Below are 15,863 nucleotides of genomic sequence, written 5' to 3' on the forward strand. Positions count from 1 at the left end.
GCTGGCGAGTCGCGGGTCTCCAGCCCCCTGATATGTGCGCCCTCAGTTCGGCTTGCCGAGCACGGAGGTGAAGGGCACAACGAAGAGCTCATCGCCGCTGTCGTCGCTGACATGCAGGACCCAGTCACGCCAATCCTCGAGACTGCGCTCGCTGGTTAAGGATTGCACGACACGGGTCGCGTGATCGCGCGCCTCAGCAAGATCGTCCACCACAGCGCCGCGGCGATCGACGAACACCTTCTTCGTGTTCGAGCAGTGAAAATATACCTGGGTCACGTTCAACCTCCTTCAAATGCGACGGTTCGCCACGATACCTCAGCGTGTCAGTGTCGGGATACGACCGACGGAATCGATCGTCTCTCGAGGATTTGGCCACCACCGACTGTTACTCTCGTACCAATAGGTAGAAGCATCCAAAACTCTCCGCGATCCCGCCTAAGCCCCCGCCGATTCTGACACCTGCATGCCAGTGCTCTGCGGCGCCTCTCCGATAAGCTCTTGGCGCGGAGCTCCCCAGAGCAGGGCAGTCCCAACGACGGCCGAAAGAATTGACGCGGCGAACACGGCAATCTTGGCGGCCGAGAAGTCAGTGGCACTTGGAAACGCCTGCCCGGCGATGAACAGCGACATCGTGAAGCCGATCCCAGCGAGGGATCCCGCCCCGGCCAACTGCCGCCACGTGTACTCCGCCGGTTTGACGGCTATGTCAGCGCGCACGGCCGCAGCGGCCCCGAGAAAGATGCCGGCCGGCTTTCCTATGGTGAGGCCCGCAATGATCGCGGCCATGAGCCAGTCATGCCCGACCAAGACGCCGGGATTGATTGCCACACCCGCGTTCGCCAGTGCGAACATCGGGAGCACTGCGTAGCTCGACCGCGAGCCAGCGTGTCGCAGCAGCCGGTCGGCGGGCGATTCAAGTCTGTCGTAGATTTCTTCGAGAGCGTGCAGCGCCGGGGTCGAGGGGCCGTGCCTGAGAACCTCGCCCTCGTGCCGGGCCTCCGAGGCAATGATGGTGCTGGCCTGCGTCATCAAGGCAGGCAGGTTGGCAGGCGGGCGCGTCGGAACGAACAGCGCCAGCACCACGCCAGCCAACGTCGCGTGGAGGCCGCCCGCGTAGACGAACGCCCACAAAGCGACGCCTAAGAGAACATAAGGTGAGAGAAGGTAGACTTTCGACCGGCTCAGCAGCGCCAGCGCGACGACCACGGCCGCGGCCGCGGCCAAGTAGCCCGGCTGGATATCGCCGGAGTAGAACACGGCAACGACCGCGATCGCACCGATGTCGTCGACGATGGCCGCCGCGGTAAGGAAGATGCGCAGCCCAACCGGAACGCGGGCGCCCATCACGGCGATCAAGGCAATCGCGAACGCAGTGTCGGTCGGCATCGGAATGCCCCACCCGTGCGACCACGGCCCCGCAGGGATGAGCAGCGCATACAGAAGCGCCGGCACGACCATCCCGCCGACCGCGGCGGCGATCGGAAGCGCCGCGGAGCGGCGGCTTGCGAGGTGGCCAACTGTCATCTCACGCTTCACTTCCAATCCCACGACGAGGAAGAACACCGTTAGCAGGCCGTCGTTGACCCAACGGAGAATGGGCATCTGAAAGGCCGCGTCACCCAAGCTCACGCCCAACTCCTGGCGCCAGAGGGCCTCGAATGCCGGCCGGATCGGCGAGTTCGTCAAGACGATGGCTGTCAAGCTCGCGAGGACTAGCAAAATGCCGGCGGACGGGCCCCAGCTCGCGAAGTCCAAGGCTGCCGTACGGACACGGTGGCCGAGCGTGCCAAGCATTGCGTCGACGAGAGAGCTCTCGTCCCAGGGGCCGTCATAGCGCCGACGGTTGATGTAGAAGCTCGGCGTGAATCTCACGCCGCTTGCGCGTGCGCTTGCGACGTCCGCCTCCACCCTCGCCCTCGCGCGCCGTACGGCGTCGCTGTTGCCAAGCGCGAAGTTGGCGTTCACACCGAGGTCGGCGGCCACCGCGACGAGGTCATCCTCTGTGAGCTGCATCGATCTCGTCATCAGCTTGATGTGCGCGGACCAGAACGCCTCGGGCGTCTGAGCATGCTCGACGAGCTCAGCGGCCCGAAAGGAAATGCTGTTGCCTGCGAGCGGCTTGTGGCGGAAGGCATAGCAGATGCGGTTGCCAAGTTGGTCGCGTGCTTGCGCGATGCGCTCGTTGGCAGCCCTGCAGTGCGGGCAGGCGTAGCTGCCGTACTCGACGAGCGAAATCTGGGCATCGGCGGCGCCGAGCACGTGGTCCGTGTCTTGGTCGACTGGACGGTCGAGACGGCCCGGCGGGATCATGAGCTGCATCGCTGAAGAAATCCGGTGCTCGCGCCGGCTACGACGTCGGAGCAGCCGTGGCCGGTTTGATGACGTGGAATACACCACCGTCGGGTGACGGCGCGTCGGCTATTTTCGCCCCGACGATACTGTTCGGAGCCCAGCTGCGTGCACGCGCGGCAGGAACAGGCGCACCAACGTGCCCGAACCCTGTTTGCTCTCCATACTGATCGCGCCGCCGCGGCCTTCCGCGAAGCGCTGGACCTGGGGGAGCCCGAGACCGGTGCCGCTGTCCGCGGGCTTTGTCGAGAAGTACGGGATGAAGGCTTGTGAAAGGACTTCCTCGGGCATGCCCTCCCCATCGTCGGCGACGATGATCTCGACGAATGCCCGGGCCGCGCCAGAAGACGGTTCGACGTTCCGCGCCGCAACGGTGATCACGCCAAGGTCCGACATAGCATCGGCCGAGTTTCGACAGAGATTCAGCAGCGCAAAGTACAGCTCTTCCGGATCAGCGTTGAAGTCCCACAAATCAGGGGCGATCTCGGTGCGCACCGTGATGTCCGGACGCAACGCCCGGTCAAGGGTGCCCGCTATCGCTGCGAGGCGACTGCCTGAGACAAACCGGTCGATCGACTTGGGGCGCGGTCGCGCAGCGTCGAGGAGCTGCCGGGAAAGCAACGCGCCTCGCGTGATCGCCTCCTGCATTTTGTCCAGGATGGCCTTTCGCTGGGCAGCTTCGCTCTGGCACTCGAGCAGCTGCAGTCCGCTCCTGATAACAGCGAGAAGGTTATTGATGTCGTGGGCGAACCGCTCCAGGTCCGCTATCGCCCTCACCCCCGCCCGCCCGCCCGCCGCGACCGCCCCTCCGGTGTCGGACCGCGGACTGGTGCGGCACAAAATCCCCGAGACCTTGCCGTCGGAGCCGACGAGCGGGATCTCAACGTATCTGGACGCGATGAGGCCGCTACCGTCATCGCGTACGCCACGCACGCTTGCGTTGCTCGCGCGCTGCGCTCCAAGCGCAACGCCGGCGCGGTCCCCGAGCACGACGACATCCTCCAGCGGCGGGCTTTCGACAGTGCCGGGGAATGAAACGCCAATTGTCTCTTTGATCTGCATGTCGGACCTCTTGGCTTGCGACTGTTCAACGGAACGCCGAGTCTGCCCTTATCCGAGGGGCGGCGACCATGGCTCGAAGATTGAGTCCATGCCGGTCAAAAGGAAAATCACCTCTTGCCATGGAGTTGATAGCCGACCGTTATCGGAATGGATGAGAGACGCTTGGCGCCCCCGCGGGAGCGCAGCGGCTCCCTCTGCACCGCCTCGCCGGACCAGAACTCTCGGCCGCCGCGAAAAGCTGTTTCACGCCCACGAGGCCATTCGTCACGCGGAGTCCTTACCACAAGCGTGACACACTACTGCACCGGTGGCACCCGGCGCTTCGTTGCCATCGAATGCAGATCACTCCCTTCGCAGAGCTTCAAGGCCGGCGGAGCGTTGTCCTCCAGCGTAGAATTGCCGAACTCTCTGCCGGAGCCGAGCGTGCCGACGACCGCAACAAATCTTGGTGAACTCAATCCCGGGCAGCGCCGTGGTAAAACCGATACCCTAGCTCATCGTGTCGCGTACCTTATTGCCAACGGCGCGGATCCGGGCCGAAGACTCCCAATGACCTTCTCGCAACAAGCGGCGGCAGAGATGGCGGACCAAGTCCCGCGTCTTGTCGGTGAGCTCGGGAAAGAATCCCTCGCTCTTGAGCGAAGCGCTCGCGGGAACCTTCCACGGCTGTCTTTCGCGAGAATGTGCCGAGCGGATATAGTTCGAGCGAGCGACTGTCTCGCCATGTACTCACGTTCCGTGAACCGAGCAGGTCCGGGACGGGTTCTTCCTTGCTGCGCCAGTAGGACCAGTGAGCTGAAGCAACTGCTCGCACCCTAACGGAGGCAAAGCAGGCGCAGAAGTCGAACTTAGGGCTGGCAGAAGGGACCATCGACGCGAATTTCAGTGCTCTTCGGTCTTGAGCTCACCGACATGATTCTGTGTGTAGAGCTCGATCCCGATCCGATTGATCAAATCAAGCTGCGTCTCGAGGAAATCGACGTGGTGTTCCTCGTCCGTCATCAGGTTCTCGAACAAATCGCGGGTGACATAATCCTTCACGGAATGACAATGCGTCGCCGCCTCTTGGTACAGCGCACGCGCGCTCATCTCGGCGGCCAGATCGCACTCGATGATTTCCTTGACGTTCTGGCCGATCCGCAACGGATCGAGTATCTGCATGTTGGGAAAGCCGTCGAGGAATATTATCCGGTCGGTGATGCGGTCGGCGTGCTGCATCTCCTCGATTGACTCCTTGCGCCAGACCTTGGCCATCTCCGAGATGCCCCAATTGGCCAGCAGCCGGTAATGCAGCCAGTACTGGTTGATGGCAGTGAGCTCGTGACGCAATCCCTTGTTCAGATACTCGATGACTTTGGGCTCGCCCTGCATGTTGAACTCCAAAAGTTGAGGCCGGGTCTTGGTCTTTGGGAGTTTAGAATGCTTCTGGCGAAAAACAAGCAAGCAGGCGTCCCCGGCACGAAACCGAGCGGCACCTGTCCAGCAAATCCAGGCAAGTTAGGGCGCTGCGGGCGCGACTTTTGGCTCATCCCCCGCGTTATCCATGATCCGGCTATGCGGGCAGCCGGCCTGACAGGCTAGTGCACATTCACTGTATGCCTCGTCGATGATCGTCTTGATGCTGCGGGCGCAGCGGCCGCATTCAGCGCTGCAGCCAAGGCAGTCATAGATCTGCTTGGCATTGCGCAGTGCGTCATCGGCCGTGTTGACGGCGTGGCGAACATCGTGGTCGGTGAGGACATTGCAGGAACAGACAATCATGAAACGCAAGAGACCTCCGGTGATGCGGCGTCGTCGATATGGGACGGCGCCAGAGCGCGTTGGGGGTCCCAAACAATGCGGAGATGATTGAGTGGCGCACTCCGTCGGAAACCAGCCCTTGATCTTTAGAGCTCAGCAGAACTCCGCTTGATGAGTCGCGGCGGCGGCGAGCTGCAGAGCCGACAGAGCGCACGGGAGCACGCCGCTCCGTATCGGCCAAAGCTTAACGCTCTCGGTTAGCGTAGATGACACAGCTGGAATCTGTTGGCCCTGGGTAGCAGCCACGACTGCGTTTCGGGTGTTGTTGAAGACCTCCTCGACCCCTTTCGAAGACTCGATGCGCTTAAGAAGAGCGGTCATCAGCTGACTGTGTAGTTCGTCCGGGTCTTCGACGACTTGGCCAGGCGCCGCTGAGCTCAAGATGAGCGCGTTCTCACTCGTTTGAATAGGAGCAAGTCCGTGTGAGTAAGTCCTGAAGCGTCGCTCGTAAGGGTTGCGGCGTGAGGCCTCAATGACTACGAGCCGTACGCGTGCTCCGGAAGCCTTGAGTTGCGAAAGGAGGCGGTCAATGCTTACGCCTTGTCGGCGGACATCTTCTTCAGTCCAGATCTTCGCATCGACCGGAATCAAATAATTCAATCCGTCAGATTGGACACCGTAACCTCCGAAATACACTAACACAATTGAGTTCAAATGTACTCTCGCCACTAGCCGATCAATTGCGCCGGTAATGTCGGGGCGCGCCGCATTATCTACGGCGTCGACCAGAAAACCGTCATTGCGAAGAGCATTTGCCAACCCTTCCGCATCGCGTGTCATTTGAGGAAGAGGAGAGTCGGCATCGGGATAGGTGGAATTGCCAATCACCAGAGCCAGCCGATCGGTACCGACGGCGGATTCTACCGACCAGATGGGCGCGCTCATGGGCCGCGGCTTCTCCAACCGCATTGTCCTGTCGAGGCCGGTTGAGAACAAGCCGAGCAGGACTGCAATGCCGACTAGTATTCTGCGAGCTGTCATTTCATTATGGTCTCCAGTTCACCGAGGAAACGCTCCTTTACGTAAGAATTGGTCTTCACAGCATTCGCGCACTCGCACCCCGCTCCTGGCCGCCGTCGCGTCCTTCAATTGCGGCGCGCCGTCCAGTAGCCTGAGCATCGCGCCATTCCTGAGTGGCCGCTCCAGGTCCCACGACCGGACGTTGCGAACAATTTGCCCGCACCCGTGGCATCTTTGTCTTGGACCGTTACCGAAGCGCGAACCGCGCCGGACCTTGCGACGTAACCTCGAAATTTTACGAGATTGGGATGTGTGACAACTCCGTTGGTCACATCGACAGTAAAGCTGTAACTGGAATCGCAGGTCCCCCTTTGCGTCACGAAGACGAGGTCCCAAGAGCCGTCGTAGGCCGAGCGCCCATATGCTGCCGGCGCAAATGCAATGAAGCAGCTTGTTGCCGCGATCATAAGCGAACGCTTTGTCATGATAGTTCTCCTATCTAGTTAGCAAGACCTTGTCTCGAGCGGTCCGGTAGCGGCCGGCATTCGCCCAGAACCGGTACGGTCGCCGATCAAAGCCATGGGACGTTGGCGTGGAGTGCGCTTGTCAGCTACCACGCCATGCGTACCCACCCATCTGGGGCCAGGCTCACGCATATACCGACGTTCGGGCCGAAAGGGGGTCACAGGCGGTCTCGAGAAACTTGCTGCACATACCCACCAGGCATCGGCGAAGCCCATGTGGGACTGAACCGCGAGTATGCTGTTCTTGCCGTTTGCAGCACCTACGGCGCGGATTACCTTTGGATCGCCAACGGCTCTTGCGATCTTCGCGTATCAGCGTGTCGGGGCGAAGTGAAGCGTTAGCGGTGCTTCCCAGACGCTCTTCTGGAATGCGGAGCCGACGAGGTCGAGGCTCGATGTGGCAGGACCTCCGTGTGCCCGCCAAGAAATGGCTGAGCTGGTCCTCCGCGCGCTCAAGGATCGGGTGGTCAACAGCTTCCAAGAGGTCGCGAAGGCGCACGCGCTTTTGATCCACGTTTTCCCACAACATCACCGCTAAGCTTTTGTGGCTCACGAGTTTGAAGGCTTCCCCGGTGTCTCAACAGCTTTATAGAAACACGTCACGCCGACCTCCGTTAGACTGACCGCGCCGTGTCAGCCGTTGCGGCTTTCGAACGGGCCGTTGCTGTTTCGTACGCACGCGGTAGTCCTTCCAGCTTTGGGTATATTGAGAAGACGAAGGTCGAAGGCGTGAAGTTCACTTCTGGCTTTGGCGGGCGCACGCGGTTTCCGTGAAACTCGGCCATCCGTTTCACTGTCGAGCTTCTCGAAGCATGCGAAGAGCGGCTCACTGGAAGGACGCAGAGACCAGACTCTGTGTTGTCCGAGTATTCGTTGGAAAAGGGACCGCTCGATCCGATCAGTCTGCGTCTCGCGATACTGCTCGGGAGTGAACTTCGAGACCGCTTCGGGAGTGTTCCTGTAGGTCGGCATCCGCCGTACTCCTGGTGTGCTACATTGAACATATGTACTGGGTCGTCGACCGTCCAATCACCTCCAGCTATCGAAACGATGCCATGAGGATCGACACTGGAGGTGTTTTAATCTGCCAGGGTCGATTCAGTTGCCCCAGCCAGCCTGTTCGCGCAAGCGGTCGCCGGCGGCGGCGGCATCCGCTTCAATCCCCGCTAAGGTCGGGTGAGGCTCTTTGCGTCCTGCGAAATACCCGCCGAGAAAGTAGTCGCGTCTGTTTGTCAATCGGCTTGCAACTTTGACCCCTCATCGGCGTCCAATTTTGGCTCTGACTCACTTTTGATGAAGTTCAAGCGTCGGCTCGCGTTGGTTTCACAAAGGAATCAATACCATGCAGCGAGCCCTACGTCCGTCGGCCTTGGTCCCTCGCGGGTTTAACGTGGAGAGCGCCGTCTGTGACGGCGCCGCGACCGTGATCACCATCCGTCCCACGAGCGGGACGAGCCTCTGTCCTGGATGCGGAGCCAGTTCTGGGCGGATCCATAGCCGATATCAGCGACGCCTCACCGATCTGCCGCTGGCGGGGCGGCCGGTTCGCCTGGTGATCGTGGCGCGCCGCTTCCGCTGCGTTACTGTTATGTGCGGTCGACGTATTTTCACCGAGCGTTTCGATGACGGCGCTCTGGCGCCGTGGGCGCGGCGAACGGCCCGGCTCGATCTGGTCGTCCATCACCTTGGGCTTGCCTTGGGTGGCCGCCCGGCCGCGAGTTTTGCCCGTAGACTTATGCTGCCCGTGAGCAACGATACGTTACTTCGGGTGGTTCGAAGGCGGGGCTGTCCGCCTATTGCTGCGCCGAGCGTGATCGGTATCGACGACTGGGCCTGGCGGCGCAATCAGCGGTACGGAACAATCATCTGCGACCTCGAGCGGCGACGACCAATCACTCTCTTACCCGACAGAGAGCCAGCCACTGCGCAAGCCTGGCTCGCGGGGCAGCCACAAATCGCTGTGGTCGCGCGCGACCGCGGCGGTGGATATGCCCTTGCTGTGGCCAAGGCACTCCCGCACGCTACCCAGGTCGCCGACCGTTGGCACCTCATGGAGAACGCCAGCCACGCCTTCCTCGATGCGGTTCGCAAATCTATGCGCCAGGTCCGCGTCGCGGTCGGCTCCGCCACCATAAATCCCGACTTGCTGACCGCCGCCGAGCGCATCCAGTATGAGGGCTATCTTCGGCGTGAGGACACCAACGCGGCAATCCTCAAACAGGCTGAGACGGGCGTCTCCATAAAGGAGATCGTACGGCTCACTGGACATAGTCGGGGTCTCGTCCGCAGGGTATTGCGAGGTCAGCGATCCGATGTGTTCAGGGTGCGCGAGAGCTCGCTCGAGCACTACCTGCCATGGCTGGATGTTCAGTGGGCCGCTGGCCATTGTAATGGCGCCGACCTTTGGCGTCGCCTCAAGGCGCAGGGATTTAGAGGCTCGGTGCGAGTCGTTGCCGAATGGGCGACACGCCGTCGGCGTGCCGAAACGCCCGATGCTCAGAACCTGCAGCGCGTACCATCCGCGAGAACGATCGCCCGCCTGATGACCAATGGCCGCGATACGCTATCAAAGTCAGAGACCGTCACCATTGCGGCGATTGAGCAGGGCGTTCCTCTCCTGGTGGAAGCTCGAGAGATCATAGCCGCTTTCCATGCGATGATCCGCAAGAAGGCTCACGGAGAGCTTGAACCATGGTTGGAACGAGCATGCGCAAGCCTCGTCATGTCTTTCGCCAACGGCGTCATCAAGGACAAGGCCGCCGTCAGCGCAGCGATCACGACCTCCTGGTCCAACGGACAGACCGAAGGCCAGATCACCAAGCTCAAACTGGTCAAGCGCCAAATGTACGGACGCGCCAAGCTCGACTTGCTGCAGGCTCGGCTAATCGGTGCCACATGACCCGTGTTGCACCAAAATTGCGTCAGCGCCAATTTTGGACGCCGATCCCCCGGCTTAGGGGTCAATATTGCAAGCCGAATGACAGGACGAGGCCGATCTGGCGCGGCGCGTCGCGTAGCCTGGCAACAAAGCGAAGGTCGAGCACGCGGTCTTGCTGCGGCTTAAATTGCCCGCAGCATATCACGCCGCGCTTCCGCGAGTCCGAGTTGCGCAAGCGCTCGATCGGGTCAGGTACCGCATCTTAGACCTGGAAGGGGGCGTTCAAAGCCGCTAGTTCCATCCCGATCAGCGCGGCGAGCAGCGGAGCACGAGCTCTGGGACTGCGACATCGTGGCCGATCGGTGCTCAGCCGATGACCTGCCGTTATGGATTGCATGATCAACAAACATGAGCGCCGCGGTGCGACGCGTCCTAGTCTTCGAGGCAGTCCAGTCGGTACTGCTAGCAGAAACAGTCGGCGTCAGTTGCTTCGTCACCAACCGAATAATCGTTGGGGGTCTAATGGAGGATCAAATGCCACGTATTTCCATTCCGAAACGCGAGGACGCTCCCGCGGGGTCCAAGCCGATCCTCGACAACGTCGACAAGATGCTGGGCTTCGTGCCCAACCTGCACCGCCTCATGTCGATCAGCCCGAACGCGCTCTCCGGCTGGGCTACCCTGATGGCATCGCTTGCGAAGACGCTGGACGTCAAGACGAGAGACGGGATCGCGCTGGCGGTGTCTGAGGCGGACGGGTGCGACTACTGCCTGGCCGCGCACAGCTTCATGGCGGGCAACCTAGCCAAAATCCCAGCGGACGAAATCGAGCTGAACAGGGAGGGCCGCTCAACCGATCCCAAGCGCCAGGCTGCGGTCGCCTTCGCGAAAGCGCTCATCGAGACGCGCGGCAAAGTTTCCGACGGCCAGTTTGCGGCGGTCAGGGGTGCAGGGTGGACAGACGCCAACATCGTCGAGATGATCGCGCTGACCGCCCAGTTCCTGTTGACCAACTTCATGAACAATGCGGTCCAAACTCCGATCGATTTTCCCGAGGTCAGTCCAGCGAAGACCACGTAACGCGAGGTGCCCTCGTTTAAGCGGTGCCCTCCTTTAAGGAGGAGAAGAGGACTGGAGACTCGAATGTCTCGACGCTCCTCGGGGCTTGGTGTCAAACGCGTGTACGAGCTGCCCGAGGGCTCCGACGGCACGAGGGTGCTCGTCGACCGCATCTGGCCGCGCGGGCTCACGAAGGAGCACGCCAGCGTGGACGTGTGGCTGAAGGACATCGCTCCGAGCGGTGGCCTCAGGACTTGGTTTGGACATGACCCGAACCGGTGGCGCGAGTTTCACAAGCGATACTTCGAGGAGCTCCGCGCCAATCAAGCCGCAGTCGAGCGCCTGACAGATCTTGTATCGGCGGGCAAAGTCACTCTGCTCTTCGGCGCGCACGATACCAAGCGCAACAACGCCATCGCGCTCGCGGACTATCTCGGCGCCCGCTAAGCGGGGTCGGTGTACGGAATCGGACGCTCCCTCAAGTCGTCGCCATAGCTGCCGCAGGCCCGATGCCGACGTTATCGTTCGTGCGGATGTAGGCGCTAAGGCCGAGCGTCCGCCCGACGGGACACATAATCGCAGCATCCACTGCGGCGCGCGCCTGGTCGCCAAGCGTTCCTTCGACCTTGGAGCACTGGAAGGAGTCGCGGCCGCCATCCCCGCCATGGTGGTTCGGCCCGGCTACCTCGATAGGGGATAGCCGGATTTTCCGCCTTCACGCCTGCAGCCGTATCGTCATCGCCGTGCACGCGGCGAGCGAAGCGCTTACCAGCTCCTACGGGTTCGCCGCAGCGGTGCCGCCCCTGCTGTCCTGACCGCCGATCGAGAACACCGATGCGCCGGCGCGGCCGTTAAGCGTGCCAGCGCCGTCAAGGTCTCCGGCCACCTCAGGCTTTGGGCGGAGAGCTCAATCGTCGTTCGAATTCGTCATCGTACTTTCCTCCAGATTTTGGCTGGGTTTGCTGGCAACTCAGAGCGGGTCAGTGCAGTCGATCGGCTTACACGACCTTCGCGGGCGCCCCCGCGCGCATCCGCCTCACGCTCGCCGATGAGGATGAGCACGTAAGCGCTTATCACCCACTGGACGACAGAAGGACGCTTCGAGGGATCGCCCAATCCAGCGCAACAATGCCGCCATGATTTTTGAGCCGAACGCGACGACGAGCCAGACGAGCGACGCCGTTCCCGGAACCCGGATTTCCGCGGTGCCTCGGCCACAGCGCTCATTTCGGCGGGTCTGCTTGGTCGTGTTCGACCCTGTCTCCTCGCGGAGCGACCCTCGCTCTTCCACGGCTCGCGACTGCGCCTACGCACGGTCTACTTCGCAGCAGGTCGGTCTTCACGACGGAGCGGTTTCAGGCGTAGAGGGTCTCACTGCCCTGGGCCTCTGCATAGTACTGAGGTGCCTCGCGACGGTCGTATTTCCCATAATCGCGTACGATCCGTACTCTCCGGAGCCTTGCCTTCTCATTCGGCGCGGAAGCGTCCTCGTAGGCCCGCGCCGCAGCGGCGTCCTTCCAAGATATGAGAAGAATCAGGTCGCCGGGGGTAAGTACGGCCTCGAAGATGTCCCAGGACATGGTGTCGGGGGCCCACGGGTTCAGGCCCAGCCACTCGGCGCAATCGTACGGGTTGTCAGTTTGCTTCCACTCCCCGGGGCGAGTCGCGTTGATGAGCGTGACCGTCGTTCCCTCCCCGACTTCGGTCTCATCCAGTCTCTGCTCAGTGAGCGCGTACCCAGTCGGCACCTGATTGTCGGCAGTGATCTGGCCGACGCGCAGGTGATAGTCCGCGAGGATTTCCTCGCGGCCCTTCTGCTGAACCTCATGATGACGCCTGCGGGAGCGCCAGCGTACAAGCGACTTCTCGTCCCGCCAGTTCGAAAGCGAAAGGATCCAGCCCTCGCGAGTCAGGCTCTTGTATCGGATGTTGTCGACGAAGCCCTCGACCTGCTCCAGCTCGGGGCGCAGCCTCTTGGCGTTGTCGAAATAATCATCCCAGCTCTCTTTCTTGGGGAGGATCTCAAAACTTACTGAAAACATACTTGGATCCCGCTCCTAGAGTGCTGCGACGATGTCGATTCTCGATGTCGAACTACCCGGTCGACCCAGGAGCTAAGCACGGCAGCGTAGCCGTTGGGCCCCATCATCCGCACGGAAACATGCTGTCCTGCCGTGTAGTCGAACGTTTCGGATACGGTGACAAAGAAGCTATTCATAGCAGGCGTCCTCGTGGCGATCTCGACCATCGCGCCGCTCTGCCCATCGACCTTCGAGAACCGCTTTAGCGAATTGTGTATTGCTGCTCATGCCATGGATTCTCGTACATGTGGTACCCTTGCAACTCGCAGAAGCCGAACTCATCACGCTCCGTGAACTGAAGACCGTTCACCCACTTTGTCGATTTCCAGAAGTAGAGATGCGGCACGACCAGCGCACCTCCCCTGCTGAGGCGGCCAAGGCTGGCCGCCGTACTTGAGCGCGACTATCGCCTTGCATGTGAGGTGCCGCGAGTGGCACGTTGGTGGAGTATTCGTCGGAGGAATGTGCGAACGCAAACCGAGTGGGCGCGTTAAGCCCAGCGTCGGCGATGATGTCATCGACGCTCGCGCCCTCCTCAAGCGGTATTGAGTTTCGACCACGAGGTCACTCGAAAATATCGACGAGGTGCTGTCCCGGGGAAATCCGGTCCGATAGTTCTGATCCGGATGGCGGCCTATGGGACGGGGAGTGGCCATTGCAGATTTTCTCCGTCGGCGGGCGAAAGGAGGTTGTCCCATACAACCCGCTAAGCGGATGTGCGCCGGATGAGCAATTACCATTAAAGATGCAATTCCGCGCAGCGAATTGAAAATGACATCACGCCATGAAGTCGATAGTCGCTGGTTATGACGGCCCACCGCCTTGCGCATCCGAATCGCGTGCACCCGACGCCCACTCTTCCAGCAGCTCGGTCATCATCCTGACTGCCTCGAGCTCCGCCTTCACGTTGATCCGGTAGTCGTTATCCGCGGCCTCGCGATCGATGTCCTGCTGCCGGTTCTGGCCCATCAGGATGACTGGCGCGGCGTAGGCCGCCTGGAGCGCGAGATTCAGAAGAATGAACGAGTAAGGGTCCCAGTCCCTGATCGCGCCCACCAGGTTGACAGTTACCCATACGAACAGGATCGCGCTCTGGGCGATGATGAAGGTCCACTATGCATGGCGGTGGGCGACCGCGTTCGCTATCGTTTGCCCTGGCGTCAGGGGCGCAACCGCCGGGGCTCATCGACCTTCTGAAGCCGAAGTGCGCAGCGCGCTCGTCTGAACCCGTGGTTTGCCAAGCTCCGTAGTAAGTCTGGTCCCTGCTGTGATGGCTCCGACGCACTACATCTGCGGGATGTCGAATGGACCACTCAAAACAAGAAGGGAAGCCATTACAGGGTTATGGTGCCCAAGACCGCCGACCTCTACAGATCCGCCTCCAACGGTCAGGACATGAAGAAAGGCGATACCGAGTGGGTTGATGTTCCCGACGAAGCTCTCGTTACCGATCCGAACTTGGACCGTAGCACGCTGGTTTGGGTATGGTATGGCTTCGGTTTTCAGATGACCGACCAACCGCACATTCGTTGCTTCATGCCGGGAGCGCTGACATGACCAGCGCTGTTTATGATTACGCCCCGGTCGAAAAGAAAATGCGGCATCGCGAGGCCGCAAACGTGTTCGAAAACGTGGACAGCTCGCATGGCATACACGACCGAGGTCCGCTCCAAGCAGGGAGACAGCCACGCGGCGTAGTCTTACCCGATGGGGCCTGGCCACAAGAGCTGCCTGAGATACTGCGTGAACTCGGTCTCCCCTCGCGTAATCCACCGCGACTCATCGGGGAGTGAGCGATACGGCGACTAAGTGAAGTTCTTTGCAAAGCAGGAGGCCCGACGATGGCAGTGACTATAGAACGCGCAATCCTGGCAGGGGGTGCTTCTGGGGAATGCAGCAGCTGGTGCGGCGCCTGCCCGGTATAGTCTCAACGCGGGTCGGCTACTCGGGCGGCGACGTCGAGAACGCCACGTACCGCCACCACCGCACACGCGGAAGCGATCGAGATCCGGTTCGACTCGAGTCAGACGAGCTTCCGCGACCTGCTTGAATTCTTCTTCCAGATCCACGACCCGACGACTCTCAACCGGCAGGGAAACGACCACGGCGCAAGCTACAGGTCGGCGATTTTAAGCGAGGAGCAGCGCCGCGTCGCACAGGACACGATCGCCGACGTCGAGGCTTCAGGGCTGTGGCCGGGCAAGGTGGTGACCGAGCTTTCGCCCGCTGGCGATTTCTGGGAGGCCGAGCCAGAGCACCAGGATTACCTGGAACGCTATCCGAACGGCTACACATGCCACCGCGTTCGTCCCCAATGGAAGTTGCCGCGGAGGAACGCCGCCTAACGGCGAACGCGTTCTCGGTAGCCAGCGGGGCGCGCAGCCCCGCGGCGCCTGTGTCGTAAGCGTTTGCAAAGTGCCCTCGCCGCTCCCGCGAAGTCGCTCACAACGCGACAAGGCGCTGAGGTTTTGACGGCCGGGCAAGGCCTTCAGACTCCCGACCTTGGGTTACTCGATGACGTTTGGCGCGCGATACTATGCGCGTGGGACAGCCAATTTCGAATTCATCGTGAGGACTCGCAATGGCCCCTGCGCATCTTTTCCAGTCGGCGCTCGCGCTTAGGTAACCTTTAGCCGTTCAACCACAGTCCGGCACACGAGCGAGTAGGACAGAGAACCTCTTTCCGACGCGGACGCAAAGGGTGCAGTCGATGGTCGATCCGAGTCCTGCGAACTGGCACCTCACAGACGCGACCTGCTTTTTGCGGCGATCGTTCTCGCTCATGTGAAGGGCTACGGGCTATTCGATGAGCGGTTCACATTTCTATTCAATTCCTACTACGAGACATTGAGGCGCGGCTGCAGCGTCCTCGACGCGGGATGATCACGCCGCCGGCATTGGACGGAGTCTAGGCATAGCGCGCGCATGTCGAACCATGCAGTCGCTAAGTTGGTTGGCCCCCGGCCGGTAGGTCGCTGAGCTGATCGAGCTCGGATCCACATGAGCAGCCTAAGGGCTGGTTGAGTGGGAGACCCGCAACGGCCAGCACGGGACGACGACGCTGAAATCCCAGCTGGTCGACCCGACCTGCCAGTCGTGCATGTCAGCTACTTGGAGGCTCATGCGTTTGCCAGATGCTCTGCAAAGCGG

The 15,863-nt window shown here is 61.2% G+C and carries 13 protein-coding genes and 2 pseudogenes; 6 read left to right on the forward strand and 9 right to left on the reverse strand.

The features are described from left to right. Window positions 1-42: 42 nt before the first annotated feature. From ACTGJ9_RS29240 to ACTGJ9_RS29250, 3 genes are all read right to left on the reverse strand, one after another. The gene (locus ACTGJ9_RS29240; RefSeq protein WP_456673892.1) at window positions 43-276 is read right to left on the reverse strand and encodes a DUF6894 family protein; all 234 of its coding nucleotides are present in this window, start codon (window positions 274-276) and stop codon (window positions 43-45) included. Window positions 277-435: 159 nt separating this feature from the next. After that, entirely contained in the window at window positions 436-2,319 is a 1,884-nt protein-coding gene (gene nhaA / locus ACTGJ9_RS29245; RefSeq protein WP_456673893.1) for a Na+/H+ antiporter NhaA, read from the reverse strand. A gap of 99 nt (window positions 2,320-2,418) precedes the next feature. Further along, on the reverse strand, window positions 2,419-3,411 hold the full coding sequence (locus ACTGJ9_RS29250; RefSeq protein WP_456673894.1) for a two-component system sensor histidine kinase NtrB: 993 nt from the start codon (window positions 3,409-3,411) through the stop codon (window positions 2,419-2,421). Window positions 3,412-3,558: 147 nt separating this feature from the next. On the opposite strand from ACTGJ9_RS29250, the gene ACTGJ9_RS29255 reads away from it, so the two are divergent. Continuing rightward, window positions 3,559-4,230, forward strand: a complete 672-nt coding sequence (locus ACTGJ9_RS29255; RefSeq protein ID WP_456673895.1) for a UvrD-helicase domain-containing protein — start codon at window positions 3,559-3,561, stop codon at window positions 4,228-4,230. 63 nt (window positions 4,231-4,293) lie between these two features. Here the strand turns inward: ACTGJ9_RS29255 and bfr are convergent, their stop codons facing one another. The 3 genes from bfr to ACTGJ9_RS29270 all read right to left on the reverse strand — a co-directional run bounded on the left by bfr (window position 4,294) and on the right by ACTGJ9_RS29270 (window position 6,096). Beyond that, on the reverse strand, window positions 4,294-4,782 hold the full coding sequence (gene bfr / locus ACTGJ9_RS29260) for a bacterioferritin (protein WP_456673896.1): 489 nt from the start codon (window positions 4,780-4,782) through the stop codon (window positions 4,294-4,296). Window positions 4,783-4,908: 126 nt separating this feature from the next. Next, the gene (locus ACTGJ9_RS29265; RefSeq protein ID WP_456678667.1) at window positions 4,909-5,172 is read right to left on the reverse strand and encodes a (2Fe-2S)-binding protein; all 264 of its coding nucleotides are present in this window, start codon (window positions 5,170-5,172) and stop codon (window positions 4,909-4,911) included. A 132-nt stretch (window positions 5,173-5,304) separates the two neighbouring features. After that, window positions 5,305-6,096: a caspase family protein gene (locus ACTGJ9_RS29270; protein ID WP_456673897.1), complete on the reverse strand. Its 792-nt coding sequence runs from the start codon at window positions 6,094-6,096 to the stop codon at window positions 5,305-5,307. Between the two features lie 1,941 nt (window positions 6,097-8,037). Between ACTGJ9_RS29270 and ACTGJ9_RS29275 the strand changes: the two genes are divergently transcribed. The 3 genes from ACTGJ9_RS29275 (at window position 8,038) to ACTGJ9_RS29285 (ending at window position 11,079) form a co-directional block, all read left to right on the forward strand. Further along, a complete protein-coding gene (locus ACTGJ9_RS29275; protein WP_084777378.1) occupies window positions 8,038-9,594 on the forward strand; it encodes an ISL3 family transposase in 1,557 nt (518 codons plus the stop codon). 513 nt (window positions 9,595-10,107) lie between these two features. Next, window positions 10,108-10,653: a carboxymuconolactone decarboxylase family protein gene (locus ACTGJ9_RS29280; RefSeq protein WP_456678668.1), complete on the forward strand. Its 546-nt coding sequence runs from the start codon at window positions 10,108-10,110 to the stop codon at window positions 10,651-10,653. A gap of 63 nt (window positions 10,654-10,716) precedes the next feature. Then, window positions 10,717-11,079 carry a DUF488 domain-containing protein gene (locus ACTGJ9_RS29285; protein ID WP_456673898.1) on the forward strand — a complete coding sequence of 121 codons (363 nt, stop codon included), beginning with the start codon at window positions 10,717-10,719 and terminating at the stop codon, window positions 11,077-11,079. Window positions 11,080-11,987: 908 nt separating this feature from the next. Here the strand turns inward: ACTGJ9_RS29285 and ACTGJ9_RS29290 are convergent. The 3 genes and pseudogenes from ACTGJ9_RS29290 to ACTGJ9_RS29300 form a co-directional block, all read right to left on the reverse strand. After that, window positions 11,988-12,674: an antibiotic biosynthesis monooxygenase family protein gene (locus ACTGJ9_RS29290; protein WP_456673899.1), complete on the reverse strand. Its 687-nt coding sequence runs from the start codon at window positions 12,672-12,674 to the stop codon at window positions 11,988-11,990. Window positions 12,675-12,915: 241 nt separating this feature from the next. Next, window positions 12,916-13,281 (reverse strand): annotated as a pseudogene (locus tag ACTGJ9_RS29295) (molybdopterin-dependent oxidoreductase); the annotation flags it as partial. Between the two features lie 236 nt (window positions 13,282-13,517). Beyond that, window positions 13,518-13,769, reverse strand: coding sequence for a DUF1003 domain-containing protein (locus ACTGJ9_RS29300; protein ID WP_456673900.1), 252 nt, complete (start codon window positions 13,767-13,769; stop codon window positions 13,518-13,520). 288 nt (window positions 13,770-14,057) lie between these two features. Between ACTGJ9_RS29300 and ACTGJ9_RS29305 the strand changes: the two genes are divergently transcribed. Together ACTGJ9_RS29305 and msrA are read left to right on the forward strand one after the other, a co-directional pair. Beyond that, window positions 14,058-14,270: a hypothetical protein gene (locus tag ACTGJ9_RS29305; protein WP_456673901.1), complete on the forward strand. Its 213-nt coding sequence runs from the start codon at window positions 14,058-14,060 to the stop codon at window positions 14,268-14,270. A gap of 334 nt (window positions 14,271-14,604) precedes the next feature. After that, window positions 14,605-15,058: pseudogene (msrA, locus tag ACTGJ9_RS29310) on the forward strand (peptide-methionine (S)-S-oxide reductase MsrA). Window positions 15,059-15,863: the final 805 nt, after the last annotated feature.

The sequence above is a fragment of the Bradyrhizobium sp. RDM12 genome (assembly GCF_051917485.1).
Lineage (GTDB): Bacteria > Pseudomonadota > Alphaproteobacteria > Rhizobiales > Xanthobacteraceae > Bradyrhizobium.